Here is a 21,239-nt window from a genome sequence, read left to right on the forward strand (position 1 = left end):
GATTCTGCCCGAAGTCTTGCCGCCATTCGAAAATTTTTACTCCGTCCAGCCCAGCACCCGGTCCACGCCTGCCCGCGTCGCCGCGTGGTAGCTGCCGCGCGTTCCTGCATAGATGCGCTTGGCGATCGGCTGGCCCCAGTCGCCTTCGTTCCACAACACCGTGAAGAGCGGGCGGACGAATTTGGCGCGGCCGACTTCGGCGAGGAACGCCTCGACCTGAGGCACTGCCGGTTCGTAGCGGTTCATCAGCGCCAGTTCGAGCCAGAGGAACAGTATCTCGTTGTTCCCCGTCTTCGACAGGCCCAGCGCCGTGTCGAGCGCGGCCAGCTGCGCGGCGGTGCGATCCTTGGGAATGTTGTCGACGAAGCGCATCTGCTCCGCCGCGGTCCAGCCGGCATAGGCTGCAGGGATTGCGCCCGAGGCCGTATAGGCGGCGACTGCGGTATCGACCTCGGCGAAGGCAGCCGGGTCGGGCTTGGCGACATTGGCGGGCAGGCCGGGCGCGAAAATCCAGTCGCGCAGCATCAGCGCCTCGGCCTCGGCCGGCGAGGCGACGAGGTTCTCCATCATGTCGGCGAGGAACATCTCGCTGGTGGCAGGCTGGAAGGCGTGGCCGTCGAACCACTGGCGCAGCCAGCCATCGAACCGCTCGCGGCCGACGATCCGCTCCACCGTGCGCAGGAAGAAGGCGCCCTTGTCATAGGCAATCGCGCTGCCGAGTTCGTATTCGCCATCGGTGCTGAGCGCGGTGCCGGGTTCGTCCGAACCCACTTCGGCCAGCACTTCCTGGATATTGGCATACATCAGCGCAGCTTCCTGTTCGGCGCGCTTCTTGCCATAGACTTCCTCGACGATGCGGTTCTCGAAATAGGTCGTCACGCCTTCGTTGAGCCAGCTGTCGCCCCAGGTCGCATTGGTCACCAGATTGCCCGACCAGCTGTGCGCCAGTTCATGCGCGACGAGGCCGTTGTTCGACCGGTCGCCCGCGATGAAGGTGGGGGTGAGGAAGGTCATCACCGGGTTTTCCATCCCGCCGAACGGGAAGGCAGGCGGCAGCACGATCATGTCGTAGCGGCCCCAGCGATAGGCGCCGTATAGCCGTTCCGCAGCGACCACCATTTCTTCGGTATCGGCCACCTCGGCATGGGCGCGGGGCAGGACCGAGGGTTCGGCCCAGACGCCCGTGCGCGGCCCGATCGCCTTGAAGTCGATATCGCCTGCAGCGAGCGCGATAAGGTAGGGCGGCACCGGCTTGTCCATCACGAAACGGAAGGCGCGGCGGCCATCGTCGAGGTCTTCAGGCTCGCCCTGGCGCACGCCGCTCATCACCACGTCGAGGGGCTTGGGCGCGGTGATGCGCGCGGCCCAGGTCTGGCGGATGCCGGGGCTGTCCTGCGTCGGGATCCAGGTACGGTTGCGGATCGCCTGACCCTGGCTGAACAGGAAGGGGTGGACCTTGCCCGCGGTCTGTTCGGGGCTCAGCCATTGCAGCGCGCTGGCATCGGCAGGCGCCTTGTAGGCGATGCGGATATTGCGCGCACCGTTCAGCGCAATCGTCAGCGGCGCGCCCTTGCCGCCAGCCTCGACCGTCTCGCCCACCGAATAGGAAAGTTCGGCGCCGCGGCTGTCGGTGATCTTCTCTATTTCCAGCCCGTAGCTGTCGAGCACTAGCCGCTCTTCGCCCGGAGCCACCAGCAGCCTGAGTTCGGCCACGCCGCCAACCCGCTGCTTGGCAAAATCGAGGTCGAGATCGAGCTCGACATGGGTGACCCGCGCTTCCTGCGGGCGGGCATAGGTCGAAGTATCGAGCGCTTCGGGAGAGGTCAGGATCGGCGCGACCAGCGGCTCCGGATAGCCGCCCGTCTCGGCCGGGATCGACGTGCAGGCAGCGCTGGCGAGCAGCAGGGAAAGCGGGGCGACGATACGGCGCATGGGCGACTCCGGAAGCGGTTGATCTGGTTGGGACGGGGCGCCATCTCGCAAATTCGGGAGGCTCTGGCCAGAGCGGCAATGAAATCGTACCCGCAGGACTCGCCAAACCGGCCCAGATCGGCAATGAGAACGTTATCAAGAACCAAGAGGTCCCCGATGAAATCGATCCTGCTGTCGCTTGCCGCCGCCCTTGCCGCCATCCCCGCCGCCGCTTCGGCGCATGACATGAGCGGGCGCGAGCTGCTTTTCGCCGACGAGTTCGATGCAGGTTCGCTCGATCGGGAAAAGTGGATCACGATCGGCCCGGATTTCTGGGTCAACAACGAACAGCAGGCCTATGTCGACGATCCCGGCGTGATCAACTTCCTGCAGGACATCCCGGGCGCGGACGACGGCGTCCTGATGCTGCGGCCCGTTTTCAGCCCGGGCATCGACCCCAAGAAGGACCGCAACGCGCCCTTTGTGTCGGGCCGGATCGAGAGCAAGGGCAAGTTCGACTTCACCTATGGCCGCGCCGAAGCGCGCATCCGCATGCCCGATGCCGAAGGCGCATGGCCGGCCTTCTGGCTGCTGGGTAACGGCAAGTGGCCCGACACCGGTGAAATCGACATCATGGAATATGTCGGCGAAAAGGACTGGATCGGCGTGGCGCTGCACGGCCCCGGCTATTCGGGCGAGACCCCGCTGGTGAACAAGTATTTCTTCCCCGAAGGCATCGATGTGACCGACTGGCACGACTATGCCGTCGAGTGGGGCGAGGACAAAATCGAGTTCCTCATCGACGACCGCGTGATCTACCGCGTCACGCGCCCGATGGTCGAAAACTACGGCAAGTGGCGCTTCGACAATCCGAAATACCTGATCCTGAATTTCGCGATGGGCGGTGCCTATCCGTTCAAAACCAACGGCATCAAGGAACCCTATAACGGCGTGCCGGCGGAAACGGTCGAGAAGGTGAAGACCGGCAAGGTCGCCATGCTGGTCGACTGGGTGCGGGTCTGGGGCCCGGAGAAGAAGTAGCCTAGGTCGGGTCCTGCAGGACCAGTCTGCCGCGATCATCTTCCGCGACTCCGAAGATCTCCAGCGCCGGGCAGCGCCCGCCTTCCTCGTGGCCGTCTTCCAGCGAAAAGCGATAGCCATGCCACGGGCAGCTCACGCGGCCATCGGCGACCTCGTGACCTGACAGCGGCCCCAGCAAGTGAGGGCAGGTCGCGCGGTGCGCCAGCCAGCGGCCCTCGTGGAAACGCAGGACCATCTCGCCCCCGCCTGCGGAGACGATATTGGCGCAGGCCTTGTCGAAACCGGACGAGGCACCCAGCGCGGTACCCGCCTCCGGCCGCGCATGGCCACCCGATGACTTGAGCTCGATAGCCGCCTGGCGCCCGTTCATCAGCTGCTCGTCCTCATCATAGAGCGTGGCATATTGCTGCTGGAGAGCGGCGAGGAGGAACCGGGCCTGCGCTTCGCTTTCCGGCGGCTGGGGGAGGTAGAATGCCACGCGTACCGTGATCCCGTCTTCGGGCACGGCAGTCGCCTGGGTATGGATTTCCACGCCCTGCCCGAACCCCTCGACCACGCAGGTCGCCCAGTAATGCCGCGCCGCGTCGACGAGCAGTTCGATGAACTGGCTGCCCGCAGAGCCCGGAAGCGATGCCTTGCACCGCCAGCCCCAGCTGCCCTGTTCGACCAGCGCGATATCGCCAAACGAGGTCGGATGGACGAAGGGCAGGTGTTCCCAGTCGTAGGCGTTTTCCATCATCCTCTGCAGGTTCACCGGCAGCTTGCGCTCGTAGGTGCCAAGGCAGTGGAGGTCCTCGAGGCGCGCCCGGTCGATCCGGTCGGACCTGCCGGCGAAGACCGCCAAATCGGCCTCGCTCAGCTCCACACGGCCTCGGGCGGCAGGCTCATGAGGATCGCGTCGATATTGCCGCCGGTCTTGAGGCCGAACAGCGTGCCGCGGTCGTAGACGAGGTTGAATTCGGCATAGCGCCCGCGCCATTCGAGCTGGGTCAGCTTTTCTTCGGGCGTGAATTCGCTCTCCATCCGGCGGCGCACCAGCTTGGGGAAGATGTCGAGGAAGGCCTCGCCCACGTCGCGCGTGAAGGCGAAATTGCGCTCGAAAGCGGCTTCGTCCGTACATTCCAGGTGGTCGTAGAAAATCCCGCCCACGCCGCGGTGCACGCCGCGGTGGGGGATGAAGAAGTAATCGTCGGCCCACTTCTTGAACCGCTCGTAATAGGTCGGGTTGTGGGCCGAACAGGCCGCGCGGAAACGGGCGTGGAAGTCGTTCGTGTCCTCTTCGTACGGGAGCGGCGGGTTAAGGTCCGCCCCTCCGCCGAACCAGGCGGCCTGCGTGGTGAGGAAGCGCGTGTTCATGTGCACGGCGGGAACGTGCGGGTTCGCCATGTGCGCGACCAGGCTGATGCCGGTGGCGGTGAAGCCGGGATTGTCGGCGCTCGCCCCGTTGATCGAGGCGGCGAATTCGGGCGCGAAATTGCCGCGCACGGTCGACACGTTGACCCCGACCTTCTCGAACACCTTGCCCTTCATCAGGCCCTGTACGCCGCCGCCCGGATCGTCATTGCCCGCTTCCTCGCGCTGCCACGGCGTGTAGGCGAAGGCGGCATCCGAACCAGCCTCACGCTCGATCGCCTCGAATTCGGCGCAGATGCGGTCGCGCAGGGTTTCGAACCAGTTGCGCGCTGCTTGGGTCTGTTGTGTCCAGTCGGTCATGCGTGGGGCCTTGCCATCCCGATTTCCCTACGGCAATAGCGCCGCATGGTTCCCCTTTCGTTCGCAGGCGAGGAATGGCTCCTGACAGAGGGCCGCGCACTGTACTGGCCGCGCGAGCAAGCGCTGCTGGTCGCCGACCTGCACCTCGAGAAAGGCAGCTTTTTCGCCAAGCACGGGCAGATGGTCCCCCCATACGACAGCCGCGAGACGCTGGAACGCGTCGCCCTCGCCATCCGCGAAACGGGCGCGCGCCGCGTCATTACGCTGGGCGACAATTTCCACGATTCGGACGGGTCGGCCCGGCTCGAACCACACGCCTGCGGCATGCTGGAAGCGCTGACCAAGGCGGTCGACTGGGTGTGGATCACGGGCAATCATGATCCCGACATGGACGCGCGCTGTGGAGGTACGCTGGCAGAGGAGCTGGAAATCGGCGGCGTGATCCTGCGCCACCGCGCGCAGAAGGGCGAGACGCGGCCCGAACTGTCGGGCCACTATCACCCGCGCCTCCAGCTCAAGGTCCGGCAGCGCATGATCCGGCGGCCCTGCGCGGTAGTCAGCGCGAACGAGGGCACGGGCGGAAGGCCAAGCGGGCGCATGATCCTGCCTGCGTTCGGGGCCTATACCGGCGGCATGAACGCGGCCGATCCGGCCATCCTCAAGGCGCTCCAGCCTGCCGATCGCATCGATGCGGTAGTCCCTGCGGCAGGCAAGCTGGCGCGTTTCAACCTGTGGCATCGCGCCGCCTGAGTTTCGCCCTAGCGAAAAGGCGCGTTTCTCCCTACATAGCGCGCACACCAAACGGCAGAATCAGGAGATTGCCCCATAGCCCGTCCACCCCGGCGCAGCATGCAAATGCCCGTGAAAAGCGGCCCGCGCTACGATAACATGATCAACGTCCCCAAGGTCCGCGTGATCGATCACGAAGGCGAAAACCTGGGGGTGATGTACACCCGCGAAGCGGTAGAGCAGGCCAACGAACTGGGTCTCAACCTCGTCGAAGTGTCCCCCAATGCGGACCCGCCGGTGTGCAAGTTCCTGGACGTAGGCAAGTATCGCTACGAGGCGCAGAAGAAGGCGAACCTCGCACGCAAGACCCAGAAGACGCAGGAGATCAAAGAGATCAAGATGCGTCCCAACATCGACGATCACGATTACGACGTGAAGATGCGCAACGTGAACAAGTTCATCGAGCATGGCGACAAGGTGAAGGTCACCCTGCGCTTCCGCGGTCGCGAAATGGCGCACCAGCAGCTCGGCATGGACCTGCTCAACCGGGTGCGCGACGACGTCGAGGAAATCGCCAAGGTGGAAAGCTTCCCGCGCCTCGAAGGGCGCCAGATGCTGATGGTGCTCGCACCCAAGTAAGCGTCTGCCGGCAACGGATCGACCGGACAAGAGCGGGGCGGTGCCATGGCACCAGCCCCGCTTTTTCATGGGCTTGGCAAGCCCAGCTCCATCGACGAGGGGCGAATAGTCGTCCCTCCTATCGACCAAGTGCTTGCCCCAATCGGCAGGCTGCCCTGCCCCTGCCATGAAATCTGAAGTATAAGGTCGGCGATTTTCTTGGGGCTGCGACATCAGGCCCCGTCACGACTTCACCAGGCAGGTATCGCAACATGGGCAAACGACTTCTCGCTTCGGCAGCCATCGCATCGCTTCTTGCGCCGCCCGCAACGCCTGCCCTCGCGCAGGATGCCGCGCCGCTGGCCGCAGCGCAGGCTGCATCGGTGGACGCCGAATTCGCCCGCTTCGCGCCGCGCCCGTCGAAGAACCTCCAGCTCGATTTCTCGGTCTGGCAGGATGCGCTGCGCTACATGGTCCTGCGCATGGGTCCGTCCACGCGCCTCGGTGCGAACACCGTCCTGCCTCTGACAGGCACGCGCTTCGTCTACGGGCACGATTCGCGCATCCGCCTCGAAGGTAACCGGATTCCCTTCTCGATGTTGAGCGAGGAGGCGATTGCCCCGCTGACCGAATACCGCGAGGATCTGCAGCGCATCGCCGGTGAAATCGACATCGCCAGCCTGCCGAAGAACCAGCAGCTCGCATTCTGGATCAACCTCCACAATGTCGCCGTGATCGAGAAGATCGCGCTGAACTATCCCGTCACTTCGCCCTCGCTCATCCGGCTCGACGGCAGCGACAAGCCGCTCGACGAAACGAAGTTCATCACCATCGCCGGCGTCGCGATGAGCCCGAAGGACATCCGCACCAAGATCGTCTTCCCCCACTGGGACGACCCCAAGGTGATCTACGGCTTCTTCCGCGGCGAACTGGGCGGCCCCACTATCCCGCGCGAAGCCTATACCGCGGCCAATGTCGATGCGCTGCTGGCCGAAAACGGCAGCGAGTTCGTCAATTCGCTCCGCGGCGTGGAAAGCATCGGCGGCAAGCTGCTGGTCTCCGAAATCTTTGAGGAAGCGGCCCCGTTCTTCTTCCCGCGCATGGACGATGACCTCAAGGCGCACCTTGCAACGCTCGCCGAAGAAGACGTCTCGGCGCTGCTCGCCGAAGGCAAGTCGATCAAGGTGAACACATATGTCGACACGGTCGCCGACCTTGCCGGGGGCGAGAAGGAACCGCTGTTCTACGAACTCCAGTCGAACGGCGAATACGCATCGGCCAAGTTCACGCCTTCGATCCTGCGCCTGCTTGGCGAACGCGCGCAGAAATATCGCGTGCTGCAGGAACAGGGCCGCCTCGGCCGCGTGATCCTGCTGCCCAATCCCGGCGAGACGATCGAACCTGCCGAGGAAGCCGGCGAGCCAGCCCAGCCCGAGCAATAAGCGCTGCCGCCGCCATGAAAGCGGCATAGGCACCACGTGAAGCCTTGCTCCCTCCCGCCCCTGCCCGTTAGCAGGGCAGCGGGAGAGACGCAGTGAGCGCACAACGCATCGGTCTGGTAATCGGCATTCTTGCCCTGCTGGCAGGCATTTTCGCGCCTTTGCCTGCGGGGATGGAACGCGGGGCCGGGATCGTTGCCGGCCTCGTCGTCCTCATGGCCGCATGGTGGATGACCGAGGCGCTGCCGCTGACGGCGACGGCGCTGATGCCGTTCCTCGTGCTGCCCTTTGCCGGAGTGATGGACGCAAAGACTACGGCATCGGCCTATTATTCGCCCATCCTGTTCCTGCTCCTGGGAGGTGCCTTCATCGCCCTCGCCATCGAGCGCACCGGATTGCACAAGCGCCTGGCGCTCGCGCTGCTGCGCATGGTCGGCGGGCGCGGCGGGCAGGCCGGCGTGCTGCTGGCCTTCATGGCGACAGCGGCGATCCTGTCGATGCTGATCTCCAACACCTCCACCGCGCTGATCATGATGCCCATGGCCGTCGCCGTGCTGGCAGGCGGGGGCATCGGCGATGAGGACACCGAAGGCCTGTCGGGCGCCCTGCCCATGGGGATCGCCTTTGCGGCCAGCATCGGCGGGCTCGGCACGCTGGTCGGATCGCCCACCAATGCGATTGCCGTGGGCCTGCTCGACACGCTGACCGGCACGCGCATCACTTTCGCGCAGTGGGCCTTCTACGGCCTGCCGGTTGTCGTGATCGGGGTGCCGCTGGCCGCCTTCCTCGTCGCGCGGGTCCAGAAGGTCGCGGCGCATCCCTTCGATGCGCGCGCCGCACGCACGGCGATCGACACGCATTCTGCCTGGTCGAGCGCGGAGAAGCGGCTGGTCCCCGTCGTCGCAGTGACCTTCCTCTTGTGGATGGGGCAGATGTGGATCGCACCCTATCTGCCGGACGGATCGCTGACCGACGGCACCATCGCCATCCTGATGAGCCTGACGCTGTTCCTCCTGCCCGATGGCACGGGCAGGCCGCTGCTGACCTGGGACGAGGCGAACCGCGCGCCATGGGGCGTCATCATGATGTTCGGCGGCGGACTGGCGCTGGCGGCCGGCATGGCGGCGAGCGGCCTTGCCGACTGGTTGGGGCAGGCCCTGTTGCCGCTGGAGGCCTGGCCGCTGGTGCTCGTCGCGATTGCCGTGGTCGCGATGGTCGTGCTGATCACCGAGTTCGCCAGCAATGTCGCCACGGCCAGCGGTATCATCCCGGTCGTCGCCAGCCTCGTCGTGGCGCTGGGGGCCGATCCGGTCCTGCTCGCCATGCCGGCCGCACTTGCGGCGAGCTGGGGCTTCATGCTGCCGGCCGGAACCGGTCCCAATGCCATCGCCTGGTCGACCGGTCGCATCCGCATCGAACGGATGGTCAAGGCAGGCCTGCTGCTCGACCTGTTCGGCATCGTGATGATCGTGGCCGTGGTGTGGGGCATGAACGCGCTGCTCTGACGGGCGTTTTCCTACCGTCAGTCTACTTGCTATCGCCGCCCTGATGGCGCCGAAAAATCTCTCCTCCAACGCTTCCGTGTGGGCGTCGTCTGGGGTCCGGGATTTTCTCCTGTGGACTGTGTTCCAAGCGTTCCATCCTGTGGGACCGGTCGCAGTTGAAACCAACATCGCTCCAACATAAGAGATGGCCCACAGCGGCTGTCGGCGGAGAGGCGTTCCTGCGGAGGTTAGGAACGGGCGCCCCGGCAGCCTCATCGGCCCCCGCCTTCCTGGGGGCGAAGATACAGGAAGGATGCTCGCGCCATGAGCGACGTCACCAAGATCAACGGCCGCCCCCTGAAACCCAGCACGCTGATGATGGGCCACGGTTACGACCCCGTGCTGTCCGAAGGCAGCCTCAAGCAGCCGCTGTTCCTCACCAGCACCTTTGCCTTCCCCAGCGCCGCCGACGGCAAGCGCCATTTCGAAGGCATCACCGGCAAGCGTCCGGGCGGTGCGGACGGCCTCGTCTATTCGCGCTTCAACGCGCCGAACCAGGAAATCCTCGAAGACCGCCTGTCCATCTGGGACAGCGCGGAAGACGCCCTGTCCTTCTCCAGCGGCATGTCCGCGATCTGCGTCCTGCTGCTGACCTATGCCAGCCAAGGCGACGTGATCGTCCATTCGGGACCGCTCTATGCCGCGACCGAAGGCTTCGTCGCCAAATGGCTGAGCAAGTTCGGCGTCAGCTACATCGACTTCCCGGCCGGCGCGACGCGCGAAGAGATCGACGCCGTGCTGGAACAGGGCAAGGCCAAGGCCGCCGAACAGGGCGGCAAGGTCTGCATGGTCTACCTCGAAAGCCCGGGCAATCCGACCAATGCGCTGGTCGACGTCCAAGCCGTGCGCGCCGCGGTCGACGCAGCGGGGCTGGAATGCCCGATCGCGATCGACAACACCTTCCTCGGCCCGCTGTGGCAGCGCCCGCTCGAACATGGTGCGGACATCGTGGTCTATTCGCTGACCAAGTACGTCGGTGGCCATTCGGACCTCGTCGCCGGCAGCATCGCCGGGGCCAAGAAGTGGATGGACCCGGTGCGCATGCTCCGCAACACGATGGGCGGCATCTGCGATCCGAACACGGCATGGATGCTCTGCCGCAGCCTCGAAACCGTCGAACTGCGCATGCAGCGGGCGGGCGAGAATGCGGAAAAGGTCTGCGCCTTCCTTGCCCAGCACCCCAAGGTCGAAGGCCTCGGCTATCTTGGCATGATCAAGGATGCGCGCCAGCAGGACATCTACGACCGCCATTGCCTCGGCGCAGGCTCGACCTTCTCGCTGCTGCTCAAGGGCGGCGAGGCTGAATGCTTCCGCTTCCTCGACAGCCTCAAGATCGCCAAGCTGGCGGTCAGCCTAGGCGGCACCGAGACGCTGGCCAGCCACCCGGCCTCGATGACGCACCTCTCGGTGCCGGACGAGCGCAAGGCGGCGCTGGGCATCGGCGACAACCTGATCCGCATCTCGATCGGGATCGAGGACGCGGACGACCTCATCGCCGACTTCGAACAGGCGCTGGAACAGGTCTGAAGTGACGACAAGGATCGGCTTCCTCGCCTGCGCCGACACGCTGCCTCCGCCTGAAGGCGCAGCGGACGAACGGCGCGGGGACGCTTTCGAGCACGATCTCGAGACCGCGGCCCTGCGCCCGGCATTCGCTGCGACGGGACTGGAGCTGGTGGAGATCGACTGGCGCGCACCGCTGGGTGAGTTCGAGGGTATGGCCTTGGTCATGCTCGGCACGGCCTGGGACTATCAGGACCATCCGGACGAGTTCCTCGACAGGCTGGAAGCCCTGGCCGGCATGGGTATTGCAGTCTGCAATCCGCCGGACGTCGTGCGGTGGAATGCGGACAAGCGCTATCTTCGCGAGCTGGAAGAGCGCGGCGTGACCACCGTACCCACGCTCTGGCTCGACGATCTCAACCATGCGGACGCGTTGGAGGCGATGGACGACTTCGCCTGCGAGCGCATCGTGGTCAAGCGGCAGGTCGGCGCAGGAGGCCTCGGGCAGCACAGCTTCTCGCGCGCCCAGCTGCCCGCAGAGGGCTGGCGCATGGGTCGCGCCTGCATGGTCCAGCCGTTCCTGTCGAGCGTTGTCGAAGAGGGCGAATACACCTTCCTCTTCATCGATGGCGCCTTCAGCCACGGCGTGCTGAAGCGGGCGGCGGAGGGCGAATACCGCATCCAGTCGCTCTATGGCGGCTACGAATGCGATTTCGAGCCCGATGCCGCCGATCTCGCCAGGGCACAATCGGTGGTCGCTTCGCTGCCGTTCGACCGGCCGCTATATTGCCGCATCGACATGGCGCGCCTGCCTTCAGGTGACCTTGCGGTGATGGAAGCCGAAATGATCGAGCCCTACCTCTACCCGCAGCAGGGGCCGGAACTCGGCAAACGGATGGCCGAGGCCATTCTCGGCAGGCTGGGTTAGCTAGGCCTCACGTCCAGCGCGGCGAGGATTTGCGGCAGGAGGGGTCGGGTGAACTGCACGCCAGCTTCCACCCCCTGGACCCAGACGACTTGTCCCGCGAAGGCAAGACGGTCGTCGATTTCGAAGATCAACATTGCACCTGGCTCTGCCGAGGCATCGAACAGTTCGACGCGGCAACCGGTGGGGGAGACGTCGCACAAGATCGCCTGGACCCGTTGCCGCGAAACGAGGCAGTCGAGCACGACATTCGTGGCGTGACGCGGAGTGAGGCGCTGCTGTATCGTCATGGTCCGTTCTAGGACCGTTTGTAGCAGGCACAGGGGAAGAAATCGTAAACGGGGCCTTTACTATGGGAAGCCGCGAAAACAGTGGCTTAGAAAGGTATCAGCCCTTCCATTCGCGTCTTTCCTCGGCAGATTTTAGGATTTCGTAGGCGAGCGAATATTTCTGGAACTGTGCCGCTGCACCCTTGTCGCCCGGCTTGACGTCGGGGTGCACTTCCTTGGCCCGGGCGCGAAATGCCTTCTTCACGGTCGCGAAATCGGCATCGGCCTCCAAGTCGAGCACTTCGAGCGCGCGCATCTCGTCGGCGCTGCGCGATCCGTCGCCGCTGCCTGCCCAGCCGTAATGCTGTGCCTCGGCATAGCCGGCATTCTCGGTTCGCTCTGCCTTGGCGCGGGCCTCCTTCTCGGCCTTGTCGAGGCCTTCGAAATAGTCCCAACCGCGATTGTATTCGGCGGCATGGGCCTGGCAAAACATCCAGCGCTCGGGACTGTTGGGTGCCTTGGGAGCGGGACAATCGCCGACTTCCTCGCACCCGTGCCGGTCACACAGGCGCACGGGCGCGGCTTCGCGGCTGGCGTCGTAACCGCGCCAGCGGGGAAATCCCCAATCGTTGGAGCGCCGCGCCTTAGGCACGGTAGATCGTTCCGGAAGTCGTTTGTCGGGCTGGCATGGTCGTCAATCTAGGAGCACTGGCGAACTTGGCAAGGATATGGGAACCAGTTTCAATTCGAAATGTTGCGTTGCAACGATTGTTTCACGTTTCCAGCCTAGGGGCCATGTCATGAGCAAGCAGCTTACGCTTTCTGCCATCGCCGCCGCACTGACCATGGGCCTTTTCGCCCTGTCGGCGGGCGCGGGCTTTTTCGATATTCCGGCCGGCAGCCAGCTTGCCGGTCAAGCGCCGCTGTTCGACCTGAACGCGCGCTTCTGAGCGAAACGGGTCCCGGCTCGGCCGGGACCCGCTCCTTCATCATCAGTTGATCGTAATCGTCGCGGCGCGGCGGTTGAGTGCCCATGCGGATTCGTTCGAACCGAGCGCCACGGGGCGTTCCTTGCCGTAGCTGACGGTGCGGATGCGGTTGGCCGGAATACCGATGCTGACGAGGTAGTTCTTCGCCGCATTGGCGCGGCGCTCGCCCAGGGCAAGGTTATACTCGCGCGTTCCGCGTTCGTCGGCATGGCCTTCGATCGTGAAATTGATCTGCGGATACTGGCTGAAATACTGCGCCTGCGTCTGCAGCTTGGCACTGTCCTCGGCGTCGATGTTGTAACGGTCGGTCTCGAAATAGACGACCGTGTTCGACTGTCCGACGGCGGCGATGAAGTGCTGCATCGAGCCCACCGCCGGTCCGGTGGAGGTCGGCGTCGGGGTCGGCGTCGCGACATCTTCCGGCGGCGGCGGCAGCTCTTCCGGAGCCTTCTTCGAGCACGCGGCCAAGGCCAGCGCGGAGGTCAGCACAGCGACAGTAGCGAAACGGGTATTCATAGGCTGTCCCCTTGTAAAACAGCGGTTTTCAATCGGTTTGCCCCCGATCGGTTTTTCGTCCCCACGAAACTCTCAATGCACTTACGGCAGGATCGGTCCCCATGCCGGGTCCGATGCATCGACCGGCGTCGGCAGGCGGCGCTCGTTCTCGCCGGTGAGGTCAACCTGCCATAGCGAGGTCTTGCCGGTGTTCCGCTCGGTGCGGAAGAACTGGATGATGCGGCCATTGGGCGCCCAGGTAGGTGCCTCGTCCTGCCAGCCGCTGGTCAGCTTGCGGAAGCCGCGACCGCTCGGGTTCATGACCGCCACGTTGAAATCGCCGGCAATATGGGTGAAGGCGATCTGGTCGCCGCGGGGGCTCCATTCGGGCGTCGCGGACCGGCCACCGAAGAACGACAGGCGGCGCTGGTTCGATCCGTCGGCATTCATGATGTAGATCTGCTGGCTTCCCGACCGGTCGCTTTCGAACACGATCTGGCGGCCATCGGGCGAGAAGGAGCCGCCGATGTCGATGCCGGGCGCATCGGTCAGCCGCTCGCTGCGCCCGCCCTGCGCGGAGACACGGTAGATGTCGGTATTTCCGCCGACCGCCATCGAATAAAGGATGTAGCGGCCGTCCGGGCTCCAGCGAGGCGCGAAGGTCGGATTCTCGCTTTGCGTCACCAGCGTCTGGCGGCCGGTTCCGATGTCGTAGACATAGATGCGCGGATTACCGTCGACATAGCTGAGATAGACCAGCTGCTTGTAATCGGGGGAATAACGCGGCGTCAGCGCGGTCGAACGGCCGGTCGTGATGAAGCGGTGGTTCGCCCCGTCGCTGTCCATGATGGCAAGCCGCTTGACGCGGTTATCCTTGGGGCCGGTTTCCGCGATATAGGCGATGCGGCTGTCGAAGAACGGACTTTCGCCGGTCAGGCGCGAATAGATGAGGTCGGCGCACTTGTGTGCGGCACGCCGCCAGTCGGCAGGCGACACCACCCAGCCTTCTGCGACGAGGCGGCTCTGCAGCGCCATGTCGTAGAGATAACAGCCCACCGTCAGCCGGTCGTCGCTGCGCGCGCGGACGTATCCGTGGACCAGCATTTCAGCCCCGCGGTTGGACCAGGTCGCCCAGGCAGGCGCATTGATATTGGCAAAGCTCGGTTTGGGCAGCGCATCGGGACCGGTCGGTTTGAACAGGCCATTATTGCGCAGGTCCGCGGTAATCACACGGGCCAGTTCGACGCCAAGCGCCGCGGTGCCCTGCGCATTGGCAGGTGTGGCGACATTGCGGTCGGTCGCAAAGGCGGGGATGGCGATGCCGAGATCGTCGAGATTGCCCTCGAAGCTGACCGACCCGGTCAGGCCGCCCTCTTCCTCGATCGTTTCCACGTCCTGGCCTTCGGGGATCGGTTCCCCCAGGTCCTGGTTCTGCGCGGCGAGCGGTGCGGCCACGAAAGCGAGGGTTGCAGCTATCAGGTATTTCATTGGGCAAGTCTCCAGTCGAAGCCGAAGGGTCCAACCACCTTCCAGGCTTCATAATACTGTTCTGGCAAGTCGAACGGGGCAGCCAGTTGCACCGCGCGGATTGCCTGTTCGCCGTGGCGTCCGGCCTGTGCGCGGTTCGTGTCGTTCACACCGGTCTGACGGACGACCTCTGGCCGACCGGCAAGGCTGCCATCGGGATTGAGGCGGAACCGCAGGAAGGTCGTGATCTCCTCCACTTCCGGGCCGCTGGGCGGTTTCCAGTGCGGCTTGATCTCGCGCGAGATGGCCTGGACCAGCGAAGCCTTCGCGCTCGCGCCGATCTGCGAGGCGGGGACGCGGGTCTCGTTGGTCGTCGTGCTGTCGCCTGCACCGGCGAGGAAATTGTCGCCGATGCGCGAGCCGCCACCCCGCTCTGCCGGTCGCGGCTGCGCCTGCTGGCGCGGCTGTTCGCGGCGGGGCTGCTGGCGCGTCTCGCGCGCAGGAGCGGGAACGGGCGATTGCACCCTCGGCGTCGGGCGATCGACCTGCGGCGTGGTCGGGGCAGGCAGGATTTCGGGTGCAGGGGCAGGAACATCGGCCAGTTCGGGCGCGATCGCGGCGCGGCTTTCGGGCACCGGATCAGGCGCGGTCGCCTCCATCCCGACGTCTTCGGCCAGGCTTACCGTCATCCGCTCGGTACGCGGCGGGGCCTTGTCGCCTTCGAAAAAGGCCTGGATCACCAGCGCGGCGAGCACCAGCAAGTGCAGCGCGACCGCGACGATCAGCCCGGTACGCTCCTCTGCCCTGATTGCGGTTCTCTCCATGAGCTTGTGGCTATTCCTCGTCGGATGAACCGGAATTGACCGGCGGGGCCGACTGGCCGCCATTCGTCACCAGCGAGATGCGATTGAGACCGGCCCGGTTGAGCTCGCCCATTACTGCCATCACGCGGCCGTAATCGAGCGCGCGGTCGGCGCGCAGGGTAATGTCCGGCCCTTCGCCCGTGCGCGGCAGGTTCTCGAGCGCCTGCGGCAGTCCCCCGACAGGCACCTGCTGGTCGTCGATATAGACAAAGCCTTCCGCATCGATGCTGATCGATACCTGCTGCGCTTCCTGCGGCAGGGCATTGGCCCTGCTGTCGGGCAACTGGATCGGCACGCCTGCAGTAAGCAGCGGGGCAGTGACCATGAAGATGATCAGCAGCACCAGCATAACGTCGACGAAGGGCGTGACGTTGATTTCGGACATGGGCCGCCGCCCGCCGCGCCCGCGACGCCGGCGCGTGCCTTTGGCAGAGGCGAGGTTCATCGCCATGTCAGCGCTGCTCCAGCTGGCGGCTGAAGGTCGCGTGCAGCCGGTCGGCGAAGCGGTGAAGTCCGGCCTCGAACCGTTCGACCGAGTGACTGAACCGGTTGTAGGCAATCACCGCGGGAATGGCCGCGAACAGGCCGATCGCAGTGGCGAAGAGCGCTTCCGAAATGCCGGGTGCCACGACGGCGAGCGAGGAGCTTTCCTGCGCGCCGATCTGGAAGAAGCTGTTCATGATGCCCCAGACCGTGCCGAACAGGCCGACGAAAGGGGCGACCGCGCCGACGGTGGCGAGGAAGTTCAGCCGCTCGGCAATGTCGTCGGCTTCCATGGCGACTTGGCTTTCCATGGCGGAGGCAAGGCGGCTGCGCAGACCCTCGCGGTCGCGAACCTCGCCCTTGGTCGACTTGCGCCATTCGACGACGGCGGCCTGTGCCACCCGGGCGGACGGCACATCGCGGGTGCCGCGTTCGGCCATGAAGCGGTCGAAGTTCTCCGCCTGCCAGAAATCTTCCTCGTACTTGCGGGTACGTGTCTTCAGCTTGCCCATGCGCAGCGAGAAGGAGACGATGATCGTCCACACCCAGATGCTGGCAAGGACGAGGCCGAGCATGACCAGCTGGACGACAATGTCGGCGTCCATGAACAGCTGGACGGGATCGACCCGGGTCGGAGCGGTTACGGCAAGGAGGGAAAGTGTCGTCATTATGCCTCTGTCGAGCTGGCGAAGCGCGCGAAGGATGCGCGCCAATCCTCGGGCTGCCGGCGGGGCCGCCCATCAAGTGAAATGAAGCCGACGCGCAAATGTGCCTCGGCAAGCAATTCGTCACCGCGAAACGCCTTCTGGTGCATCCGGCAGGACGCGGCCTTCAGTTCGGTGCAACGCGTTTCGATCAGCACATCGTCGTCGAGTTTCGCAGGACGCAGGTACTTGAGATTGATCTCGGACACCGCGTAGGCGCCCTCGCCCGCCTCGATGGCGGCGCGCTGGTCGATCTCCAGCCCGCGCAGCAGGTCCGAACGCGCGCGCTCGAACCAGCGCAGGTAATTCGCGTGATAGACGATGCCCGACAGGTCCGTGTCTTCGTAATAGGCGCGCACGGCATAAAGATGCCGGTCCTTGTCGATGATACCGTCGGGGAAGTTGGGCATGGTCATGGCCGCGGTTCCTCTAGCCCAGCGCCGACTCGCGCGGCAAGCACGGGATTTTTACGCCTGCGCGACCCGTCGCTGACACGTGCTTATCTTGCGATCATCGGCCCCAAAAACTGTCCGCCGAAGATGTGGACGTGCAAGTGCGGCACTTCCTGACCGCCATGGGCGCCGATATTGGCCATCATCCGGTACCCCGGCTCCACCAGCCCCTTGTCGCGGGCGACCTTGCCGACCGCGCGCACGAAGCCTGCGATTTCTGCCGCGCTCGCCTTCTCGCTGAAATCGTCCCAGCTGACATAGCGCCCCTTGGGTACGACCAGCGTGTGCACCTGCGCCTGCGGATTGATGTCCTCGAAGGCATAGGCCCAATCGTCCTCGTACACCTTGGTCGAGGGGATTTCCCCGCGCAGGATCTTCGCGAAGATGTTATCGTCATCGTAGGGTTGCGTGGGATCAATCGGCATCGTCATTCGCTCCTGCTGGCTTTTTCTTCCAGGCCCGAGACGCCCTCGCGCCGGTCGAGTTCGGCCAGCACCTCGGCCAGCGATACGCCTTTGGCCTGCAGCAGCACGAGAAGGTGCATGAGAAGGTCCGCGCTTTCCGCGACCAGTCCGTCACGGTCGTCGCCGACGGCCGCGATCACGGCTTCGACAGCTTCCTCGCCGACCTTCTGGGCGATCTTGGCAAGGCCCTTGTGGTGCAGGCTCGCGACATAGCTTTCATCGGGCGAGGCGCCGAGACGCTGGGCGATGGTCTGTTCGAGACGGGCAAGCGTATCCATGTGCTTCTCCTGCACCGATCAGCCGCGCGCAGGCAAGCCCGCCGCGCGCAGGGCAGTGTGCGCTTCGGCGATGGAATATTCGCCGAAATGGAAGATCGAGGCGGCCAGCACGGCACTCGCATGGCCTTCGATCACGCCATCGACGAGATGCTGGAGCGTGCCGACGCCCCCGCTGGCGATCACGGGCACCGAAACGCTGTCGGCAATCGCGCGGGTCAGTTCGAGGTCGTAGCCCTGCTTGGTCCCGTCGCCGTCCATCGAGGTGACGAGCAGTTCGCCCGCGCCCAGCTCTGCCAGCCGCTTGGCATGTTCGACCGCGTCGATCCCGGTCGGCTTGCGACCGCCATGGGTGTAGATTTCCCAGCCGCGAAAGCCCTCGCCCTCGGTCTCGGCACGCGCATCGACGCTGGCGACGACGCATTGGCTGCCGAATTTCTCTGCGATCTCGCGCACGAGCTCGGGCCGCGAGACGGCGGCAGAATTCACTGCCACCTTGTCGGCTCCGGCGAGCAGCAGCGCGCGCGCATCCTCGACGCTGCGTACCCCTCCGCCGACGGTCAGCGGCATGAAACACACCGCAGCCGTCCGCCGCACCATGTCGAGCAGCGTGCCGCGGCCTTCGTGGCTGGCCGAAATGTCGAGGAAACACAGCTCGTCCGCGCCCGCCCTGTCATACGCCTGCGCCTGTTCGACCGGATCGCCCGCATCCTTGAGGTCGACGAAATTCACGCCCTTCACCACGCGCCCGTCGGCGACGTCGAGGCAGGGAATGACGCGGATGCGGACGGTCATGCCCGCGCCGCCACTGCCAGCGCCGCTGCAAGGTCCAGCCGCCCGTCATAAAGCGCACGGCCGGTGATCACGCCTTCGATGCCTTCTTTCGCGTGGAGCCAGAGGACGTGGATGTCGTCGATGCCCTTCACCCCGCCACTGGCGATCACGGGGATATCGACCTGCCGTGCAAGATCGACCGTCGCATCGAGGTTCACGCCCTTGAGCAGCCCGTCGCGCCCGATGTCGGTGAAGAGCAGCGCGGCGACGCCAGCGTCCTCGAACCGGCGGGCGAGGTCGACCACGGGCACGTCGGACACCTCGGCCCAGCCCTCGGTCGCGACCATGCCGTCCTTCGCATCAACCGCAACGACGATGCCGCCCTCGAATTCGCGCGCCATGTCCTTGACGAATTCGGGGTCCTTCAAGGCCGCCGAACCCATGACGATGCGCGAGACGCCCGCATCGAACCAGCCCTCGACGTCTTCGCGCCGACGGATGCCGCCGCCCAGCTGCACGTGGCCCGGGAAAGCCGCGACGATGTTCTCCACCGCCTCGCGGTTCTGCGCCGACCCTGCGAAACTGCCGTCGAGATCGACGACATGGAGATGCTGCGCGCCCGCGTCGGCAAACAATGTCGCCTGCGCAGCCGGATTATCACCGTAGACCGTCGCACGGTCCATATCGCCTTCGGCAAGGCGCACGACCTGGCCGGCCTTCAGATCGATGGCGGGAAATACGATCATGGCTTCCACTCGAGAAAGCGGGAAAGGAGACCGAGCCCGTAGGCCTGGCTCTTTTCCGGATGGAATTGCACGCCGAGCAAATTGTCGCGACCGACAGCCGCGACAAGGCCGCCGCCATGGTCGGTCATGGCCAGCACGTCGCGGCCCTTGTCGGCATGGAAATGGTAGGAATGGAGGAAATAGGCCTCGCCATCCTCGATGACAGGATGGTCTTCCGCCTGGTGTGTCGGCGCGACGTCGTTCCAGCCCATGTGCGGGACCTTCACGCTGTCATCGCGCGGGCGGATGAGACGAACCTCGCCGGGAATCCAGGCGAGCCCGGCGGTCTCGCCATGTTCGAGCCCGCGCGTGGCAAGCAGTTGCATGCCCACGCAAATGCCGAGGAACGGCGCGCCGCCGACGAAGACGCGTTCGTGCATCGCCTCGATTACGCCTTTCTCGGCGCGCAGGCCCGCAGCGCAGGCACCGAAGCTGCCGACGCCCGGCAGTACGATGCGGTCGGCGGCGCGAAGCACATCGGGATCGGCGGTGACTTTGACCGCCGCCCCGACCTTCCTCAGCGCGTTCTCGACCGAATGCAGGTTCCCCGCGCCGTAATCGACGAGGGCAATGACTTCAGCCACCGAGCTGTCCCTTGGTCGACGGAATGGCCCCGCCCTTGCGCGGATCGATCTCCACTGCGGCACGCATCGCGCGGGCGAAGCCCTTGTAGATCGCCTCGCAAATGTGGTGATTGTTGGTGCCGTAAAGCAGCTCGACATGCAGCGTCAGGCCACAGGTCTGGGCGACCGAATGGAACCAGTGCTCGATCAGCTCGGTGTCCCATTCGCCCAGCTTTTCCTGGCTGAACCCGGCCTTCCACACGAGATAGGGACGCCCCGAGATATCGAGGGCGACGCGCGCCAGCGTCTCGTCCATCGGCGAATAGGCGCTGCCGTAGCGCGCGATCCCGCCCTTGTCGCCGAGCGCCTGTGCCAGCGCCTGGCCGAGCGCGAGGGCGCTGTCTTCGGTCGTGTGGTGCTGGTCGACATGCAGGTCGCCATCGACCTTCATGGTCACGTCGATAAGCGAGTGCTTGGCGAACTGTTCGACCATATGGTCGAGGAAGCCGATCCCCGTTGCGACGTCGTAGGTGCCGGTCCCGTCGAGATCGACCTCGACCAGGATTTTCGTTTCGGCGGTGTTTCTCTCGATACGGCCTGTACGCATGGCCCGCGCTATAGGCCAGCGGGCGCTAGGCGCAAGAAAATGCGGCTATTCGCACGGTAAAGTCAGGCTTAAAGCGCTTGACCCGCACGCCGCGCGGTTCCACCTAGTGCGCCATGAGCGACGATACGCCCGACAGCCTGATCCCCTACGACACGATCGTGCAGGAAGCGCTGCGTGCAGTGGTCGGCCGCGTGCTCGGCGAGATCGAGGCAAGCGGTAGCGAACTGCCGGGCGCGCATCATTTCTACATCACGTTCAAGACCCATGCTCCGGGCGTTTCCATCCCCGCAAACCTGCGCGAGCGGTTTCCGGACGAGATGACGATCGTCCTGCAGAACAAGTTCTGGGACCTGAACGTGCGCGAAGACGGCTTCAGCGTCGGCCTGTCGTTCAACCAGATCCCTGCCCAGCTCGAAATTCCCTATTCGGCGATCACCCAGTTCGTCGATCCGGCGGTCGATTTCGGCCTCCAGTTCCAAGCTACCGTCGCCGACATGGCGCCCGCCGCAACCGATCCGGCCGGCAATGACGAGGAACAGGCAGACCCTGCACCCGTTGAAGGGGCGGAAGACGGCTCCAACGTCGTCACGGTCGATTTCGGCCGGAAGAAGTAAACGGCGCGGTTC

At 65.0% G+C, this 21,239-nt stretch carries 26 protein-coding genes; 9 read left to right on the forward strand and 17 right to left on the reverse strand.

Going from position 1 to position 21,239, the window contains the following annotated elements:
- Positions 1 to 36: 36 nt before the first annotated feature.
- On the reverse strand, positions 37 to 1,932 hold the full coding sequence (locus GRI42_RS09355; protein WP_160608241.1) for a M1 family metallopeptidase: 1,896 nt from the start codon (positions 1,930 to 1,932) through the stop codon (positions 37 to 39).
- Between the two features lie 156 nt (positions 1,933 to 2,088).
- Between GRI42_RS09355 and GRI42_RS09360 the strand changes: the two genes are divergently transcribed.
- Positions 2,089 to 2,952, forward strand: a complete 864-nt coding sequence (locus GRI42_RS09360; protein WP_170290013.1) for a glycoside hydrolase family 16 protein — start codon at positions 2,089 to 2,091, stop codon at positions 2,950 to 2,952.
- A gap of 1 nt (position 2,953) precedes the next feature.
- Here the strand turns inward: GRI42_RS09360 and GRI42_RS09365 are convergent, their stop codons facing one another.
- Entirely contained in the window at positions 2,954 to 3,796 is an 843-nt protein-coding gene (locus GRI42_RS09365; RefSeq protein WP_160608243.1) for a Rieske (2Fe-2S) protein, read from the reverse strand.
- Positions 3,797 to 3,807: 11 nt separating this feature from the next.
- Positions 3,808 to 4,665: an oxygen-dependent coproporphyrinogen oxidase gene (hemF, locus tag GRI42_RS09370; protein ID WP_160608244.1), complete on the reverse strand. Its 858-nt coding sequence runs from the start codon at positions 4,663 to 4,665 to the stop codon at positions 3,808 to 3,810.
- Between the two features lie 45 nt (positions 4,666 to 4,710).
- On the opposite strand from hemF, the gene pdeM reads away from it, so the two are divergent.
- The 6 genes from pdeM (at position 4,711) to GRI42_RS09400 (ending at position 11,426) form a co-directional block, all read left to right on the forward strand.
- A complete protein-coding gene (gene pdeM / locus GRI42_RS09375; protein WP_160608245.1) occupies positions 4,711 to 5,415 on the forward strand; it encodes a ligase-associated DNA damage response endonuclease PdeM in 705 nt (234 codons plus the stop codon).
- Positions 5,416 to 5,514: 99 nt separating this feature from the next.
- Entirely contained in the window at positions 5,515 to 6,033 is a 519-nt protein-coding gene (gene infC, locus GRI42_RS09380) for a translation initiation factor IF-3 (RefSeq protein ID WP_160608246.1), read from the forward strand.
- Positions 6,034 to 6,284: 251 nt separating this feature from the next.
- Positions 6,285 to 7,454, forward strand: coding sequence for a DUF547 domain-containing protein (locus tag GRI42_RS09385; protein WP_160608247.1), 1,170 nt, complete (start codon positions 6,285 to 6,287; stop codon positions 7,452 to 7,454).
- A gap of 92 nt (positions 7,455 to 7,546) precedes the next feature.
- Positions 7,547 to 8,956: an SLC13 family permease gene (locus GRI42_RS09390; protein ID WP_160608248.1), complete on the forward strand. Its 1,410-nt coding sequence runs from the start codon at positions 7,547 to 7,549 to the stop codon at positions 8,954 to 8,956.
- A 303-nt stretch (positions 8,957 to 9,259) separates the two neighbouring features.
- Positions 9,260 to 10,522: a cystathionine gamma-synthase family protein gene (locus GRI42_RS09395; RefSeq protein WP_160608249.1), complete on the forward strand. Its 1,263-nt coding sequence runs from the start codon at positions 9,260 to 9,262 to the stop codon at positions 10,520 to 10,522.
- A 1-nt stretch (position 10,523) separates the two neighbouring features.
- On the forward strand, positions 10,524 to 11,426 hold the full coding sequence (locus GRI42_RS09400; RefSeq protein WP_325065319.1) for an ATP-grasp domain-containing protein: 903 nt from the start codon (positions 10,524 to 10,526) through the stop codon (positions 11,424 to 11,426).
- Here the strand turns inward: GRI42_RS09400 and GRI42_RS09405 are convergent.
- Positions 11,423 to 11,713 (reverse strand): PilZ domain-containing protein, encoded by a 291-nt coding sequence (locus tag GRI42_RS09405; protein WP_160608250.1) that lies wholly within the window; start codon positions 11,711 to 11,713, stop codon positions 11,423 to 11,425. The genes GRI42_RS09400 and GRI42_RS09405 overlap by 4 nt on opposite strands.
- Before the next feature lie 97 nt (positions 11,714 to 11,810).
- Complete coding sequence (locus tag GRI42_RS09410) at positions 11,811 to 12,344, reverse strand: J domain-containing protein (protein WP_160608251.1); 534 nt, start codon at positions 12,342 to 12,344, stop codon at positions 11,811 to 11,813.
- 148 nt (positions 12,345 to 12,492) lie between these two features.
- On the opposite strand from GRI42_RS09410, the gene GRI42_RS09415 reads away from it, so the two are divergent.
- The gene (locus GRI42_RS09415) at positions 12,493 to 12,642 is read left to right on the forward strand and encodes a hypothetical protein (protein ID WP_160608252.1); all 150 of its coding nucleotides are present in this window, start codon (positions 12,493 to 12,495) and stop codon (positions 12,640 to 12,642) included.
- A gap of 42 nt (positions 12,643 to 12,684) precedes the next feature.
- Here the strand turns inward: GRI42_RS09415 and pal are convergent, their stop codons facing one another.
- The 12 genes from pal to hisB all read right to left on the reverse strand — a co-directional run bounded on the left by pal (position 12,685) and on the right by hisB (position 20,613).
- A complete protein-coding gene (pal, locus tag GRI42_RS09420) occupies positions 12,685 to 13,197 on the reverse strand; it encodes a peptidoglycan-associated lipoprotein Pal (protein WP_160608253.1) in 513 nt (170 codons plus the stop codon).
- A gap of 81 nt (positions 13,198 to 13,278) precedes the next feature.
- Positions 13,279 to 14,664: a Tol-Pal system beta propeller repeat protein TolB gene (gene tolB / locus GRI42_RS09425; RefSeq protein ID WP_160608254.1), complete on the reverse strand. Its 1,386-nt coding sequence runs from the start codon at positions 14,662 to 14,664 to the stop codon at positions 13,279 to 13,281.
- The gene (locus tag GRI42_RS09430) at positions 14,661 to 15,467 is read right to left on the reverse strand and encodes an energy transducer TonB (RefSeq protein ID WP_160608255.1); all 807 of its coding nucleotides are present in this window, start codon (positions 15,465 to 15,467) and stop codon (positions 14,661 to 14,663) included. The genes tolB and GRI42_RS09430 overlap by 4 nt, the downstream gene beginning before the upstream one ends.
- A 10-nt stretch (positions 15,468 to 15,477) precedes the next feature.
- Positions 15,478 to 15,957 carry an ExbD/TolR family protein gene (locus tag GRI42_RS09435; protein ID WP_160608256.1) on the reverse strand — a complete coding sequence of 160 codons (480 nt, stop codon included), beginning with the start codon at positions 15,955 to 15,957 and terminating at the stop codon, positions 15,478 to 15,480.
- Position 15,958: 1 nt separating this feature from the next.
- Positions 15,959 to 16,657, reverse strand: a complete 699-nt coding sequence (tolQ, locus tag GRI42_RS09440; RefSeq protein WP_160608257.1) for a protein TolQ — start codon at positions 16,655 to 16,657, stop codon at positions 15,959 to 15,961.
- Complete coding sequence (locus tag GRI42_RS09445; protein ID WP_160608258.1) at positions 16,657 to 17,109, reverse strand: YbgC/FadM family acyl-CoA thioesterase; 453 nt, start codon at positions 17,107 to 17,109, stop codon at positions 16,657 to 16,659. The genes tolQ and GRI42_RS09445 overlap by 1 nt, the downstream gene beginning before the upstream one ends.
- Positions 17,110 to 17,192: 83 nt before the next feature.
- Positions 17,193 to 17,570: a histidine triad nucleotide-binding protein gene (locus GRI42_RS09450; RefSeq protein WP_160609163.1), complete on the reverse strand. Its 378-nt coding sequence runs from the start codon at positions 17,568 to 17,570 to the stop codon at positions 17,193 to 17,195.
- Between the two features lie 2 nt (positions 17,571 to 17,572).
- Positions 17,573 to 17,887 carry a phosphoribosyl-ATP diphosphatase gene (locus tag GRI42_RS09455; RefSeq protein WP_160608259.1) on the reverse strand — a complete coding sequence of 105 codons (315 nt, stop codon included), beginning with the start codon at positions 17,885 to 17,887 and terminating at the stop codon, positions 17,573 to 17,575.
- Positions 17,888 to 17,905: 18 nt separating this feature from the next.
- Positions 17,906 to 18,679, reverse strand: a complete 774-nt coding sequence (gene hisF / locus GRI42_RS09460) for an imidazole glycerol phosphate synthase subunit HisF (RefSeq protein ID WP_160608260.1) — start codon at positions 18,677 to 18,679, stop codon at positions 17,906 to 17,908.
- Positions 18,676 to 19,404, reverse strand: a complete 729-nt coding sequence (hisA, locus tag GRI42_RS09465; protein ID WP_160608261.1) for a 1-(5-phosphoribosyl)-5-[(5-phosphoribosylamino)methylideneamino]imidazole-4-carboxamide isomerase — start codon at positions 19,402 to 19,404, stop codon at positions 18,676 to 18,678. Before hisA ends, hisF begins: the two co-directional genes overlap by 4 nt.
- Entirely contained in the window at positions 19,401 to 20,027 is a 627-nt protein-coding gene (gene hisH / locus GRI42_RS09470) for an imidazole glycerol phosphate synthase subunit HisH (protein WP_160608262.1), read from the reverse strand. Before hisH ends, hisA begins: the two co-directional genes overlap by 4 nt.
- A complete protein-coding gene (gene hisB / locus GRI42_RS09475) occupies positions 20,020 to 20,613 on the reverse strand; it encodes an imidazoleglycerol-phosphate dehydratase HisB (protein WP_160608263.1) in 594 nt (197 codons plus the stop codon). The genes hisH and hisB overlap by 8 nt, the downstream gene beginning before the upstream one ends.
- A 113-nt stretch (positions 20,614 to 20,726) precedes the next feature.
- On the opposite strand from hisB, the gene GRI42_RS09480 reads away from it, so the two are divergent.
- Positions 20,727 to 21,227 carry an SspB family protein gene (locus GRI42_RS09480; protein WP_160608264.1) on the forward strand — a complete coding sequence of 167 codons (501 nt, stop codon included), beginning with the start codon at positions 20,727 to 20,729 and terminating at the stop codon, positions 21,225 to 21,227.
- Positions 21,228 to 21,239 lie beyond the last annotated feature (12 nt).

This window comes from Qipengyuania gaetbuli (assembly GCF_009827315.1).
GTDB lineage: Bacteria > Pseudomonadota > Alphaproteobacteria > Sphingomonadales > Sphingomonadaceae > Qipengyuania > Qipengyuania gaetbuli.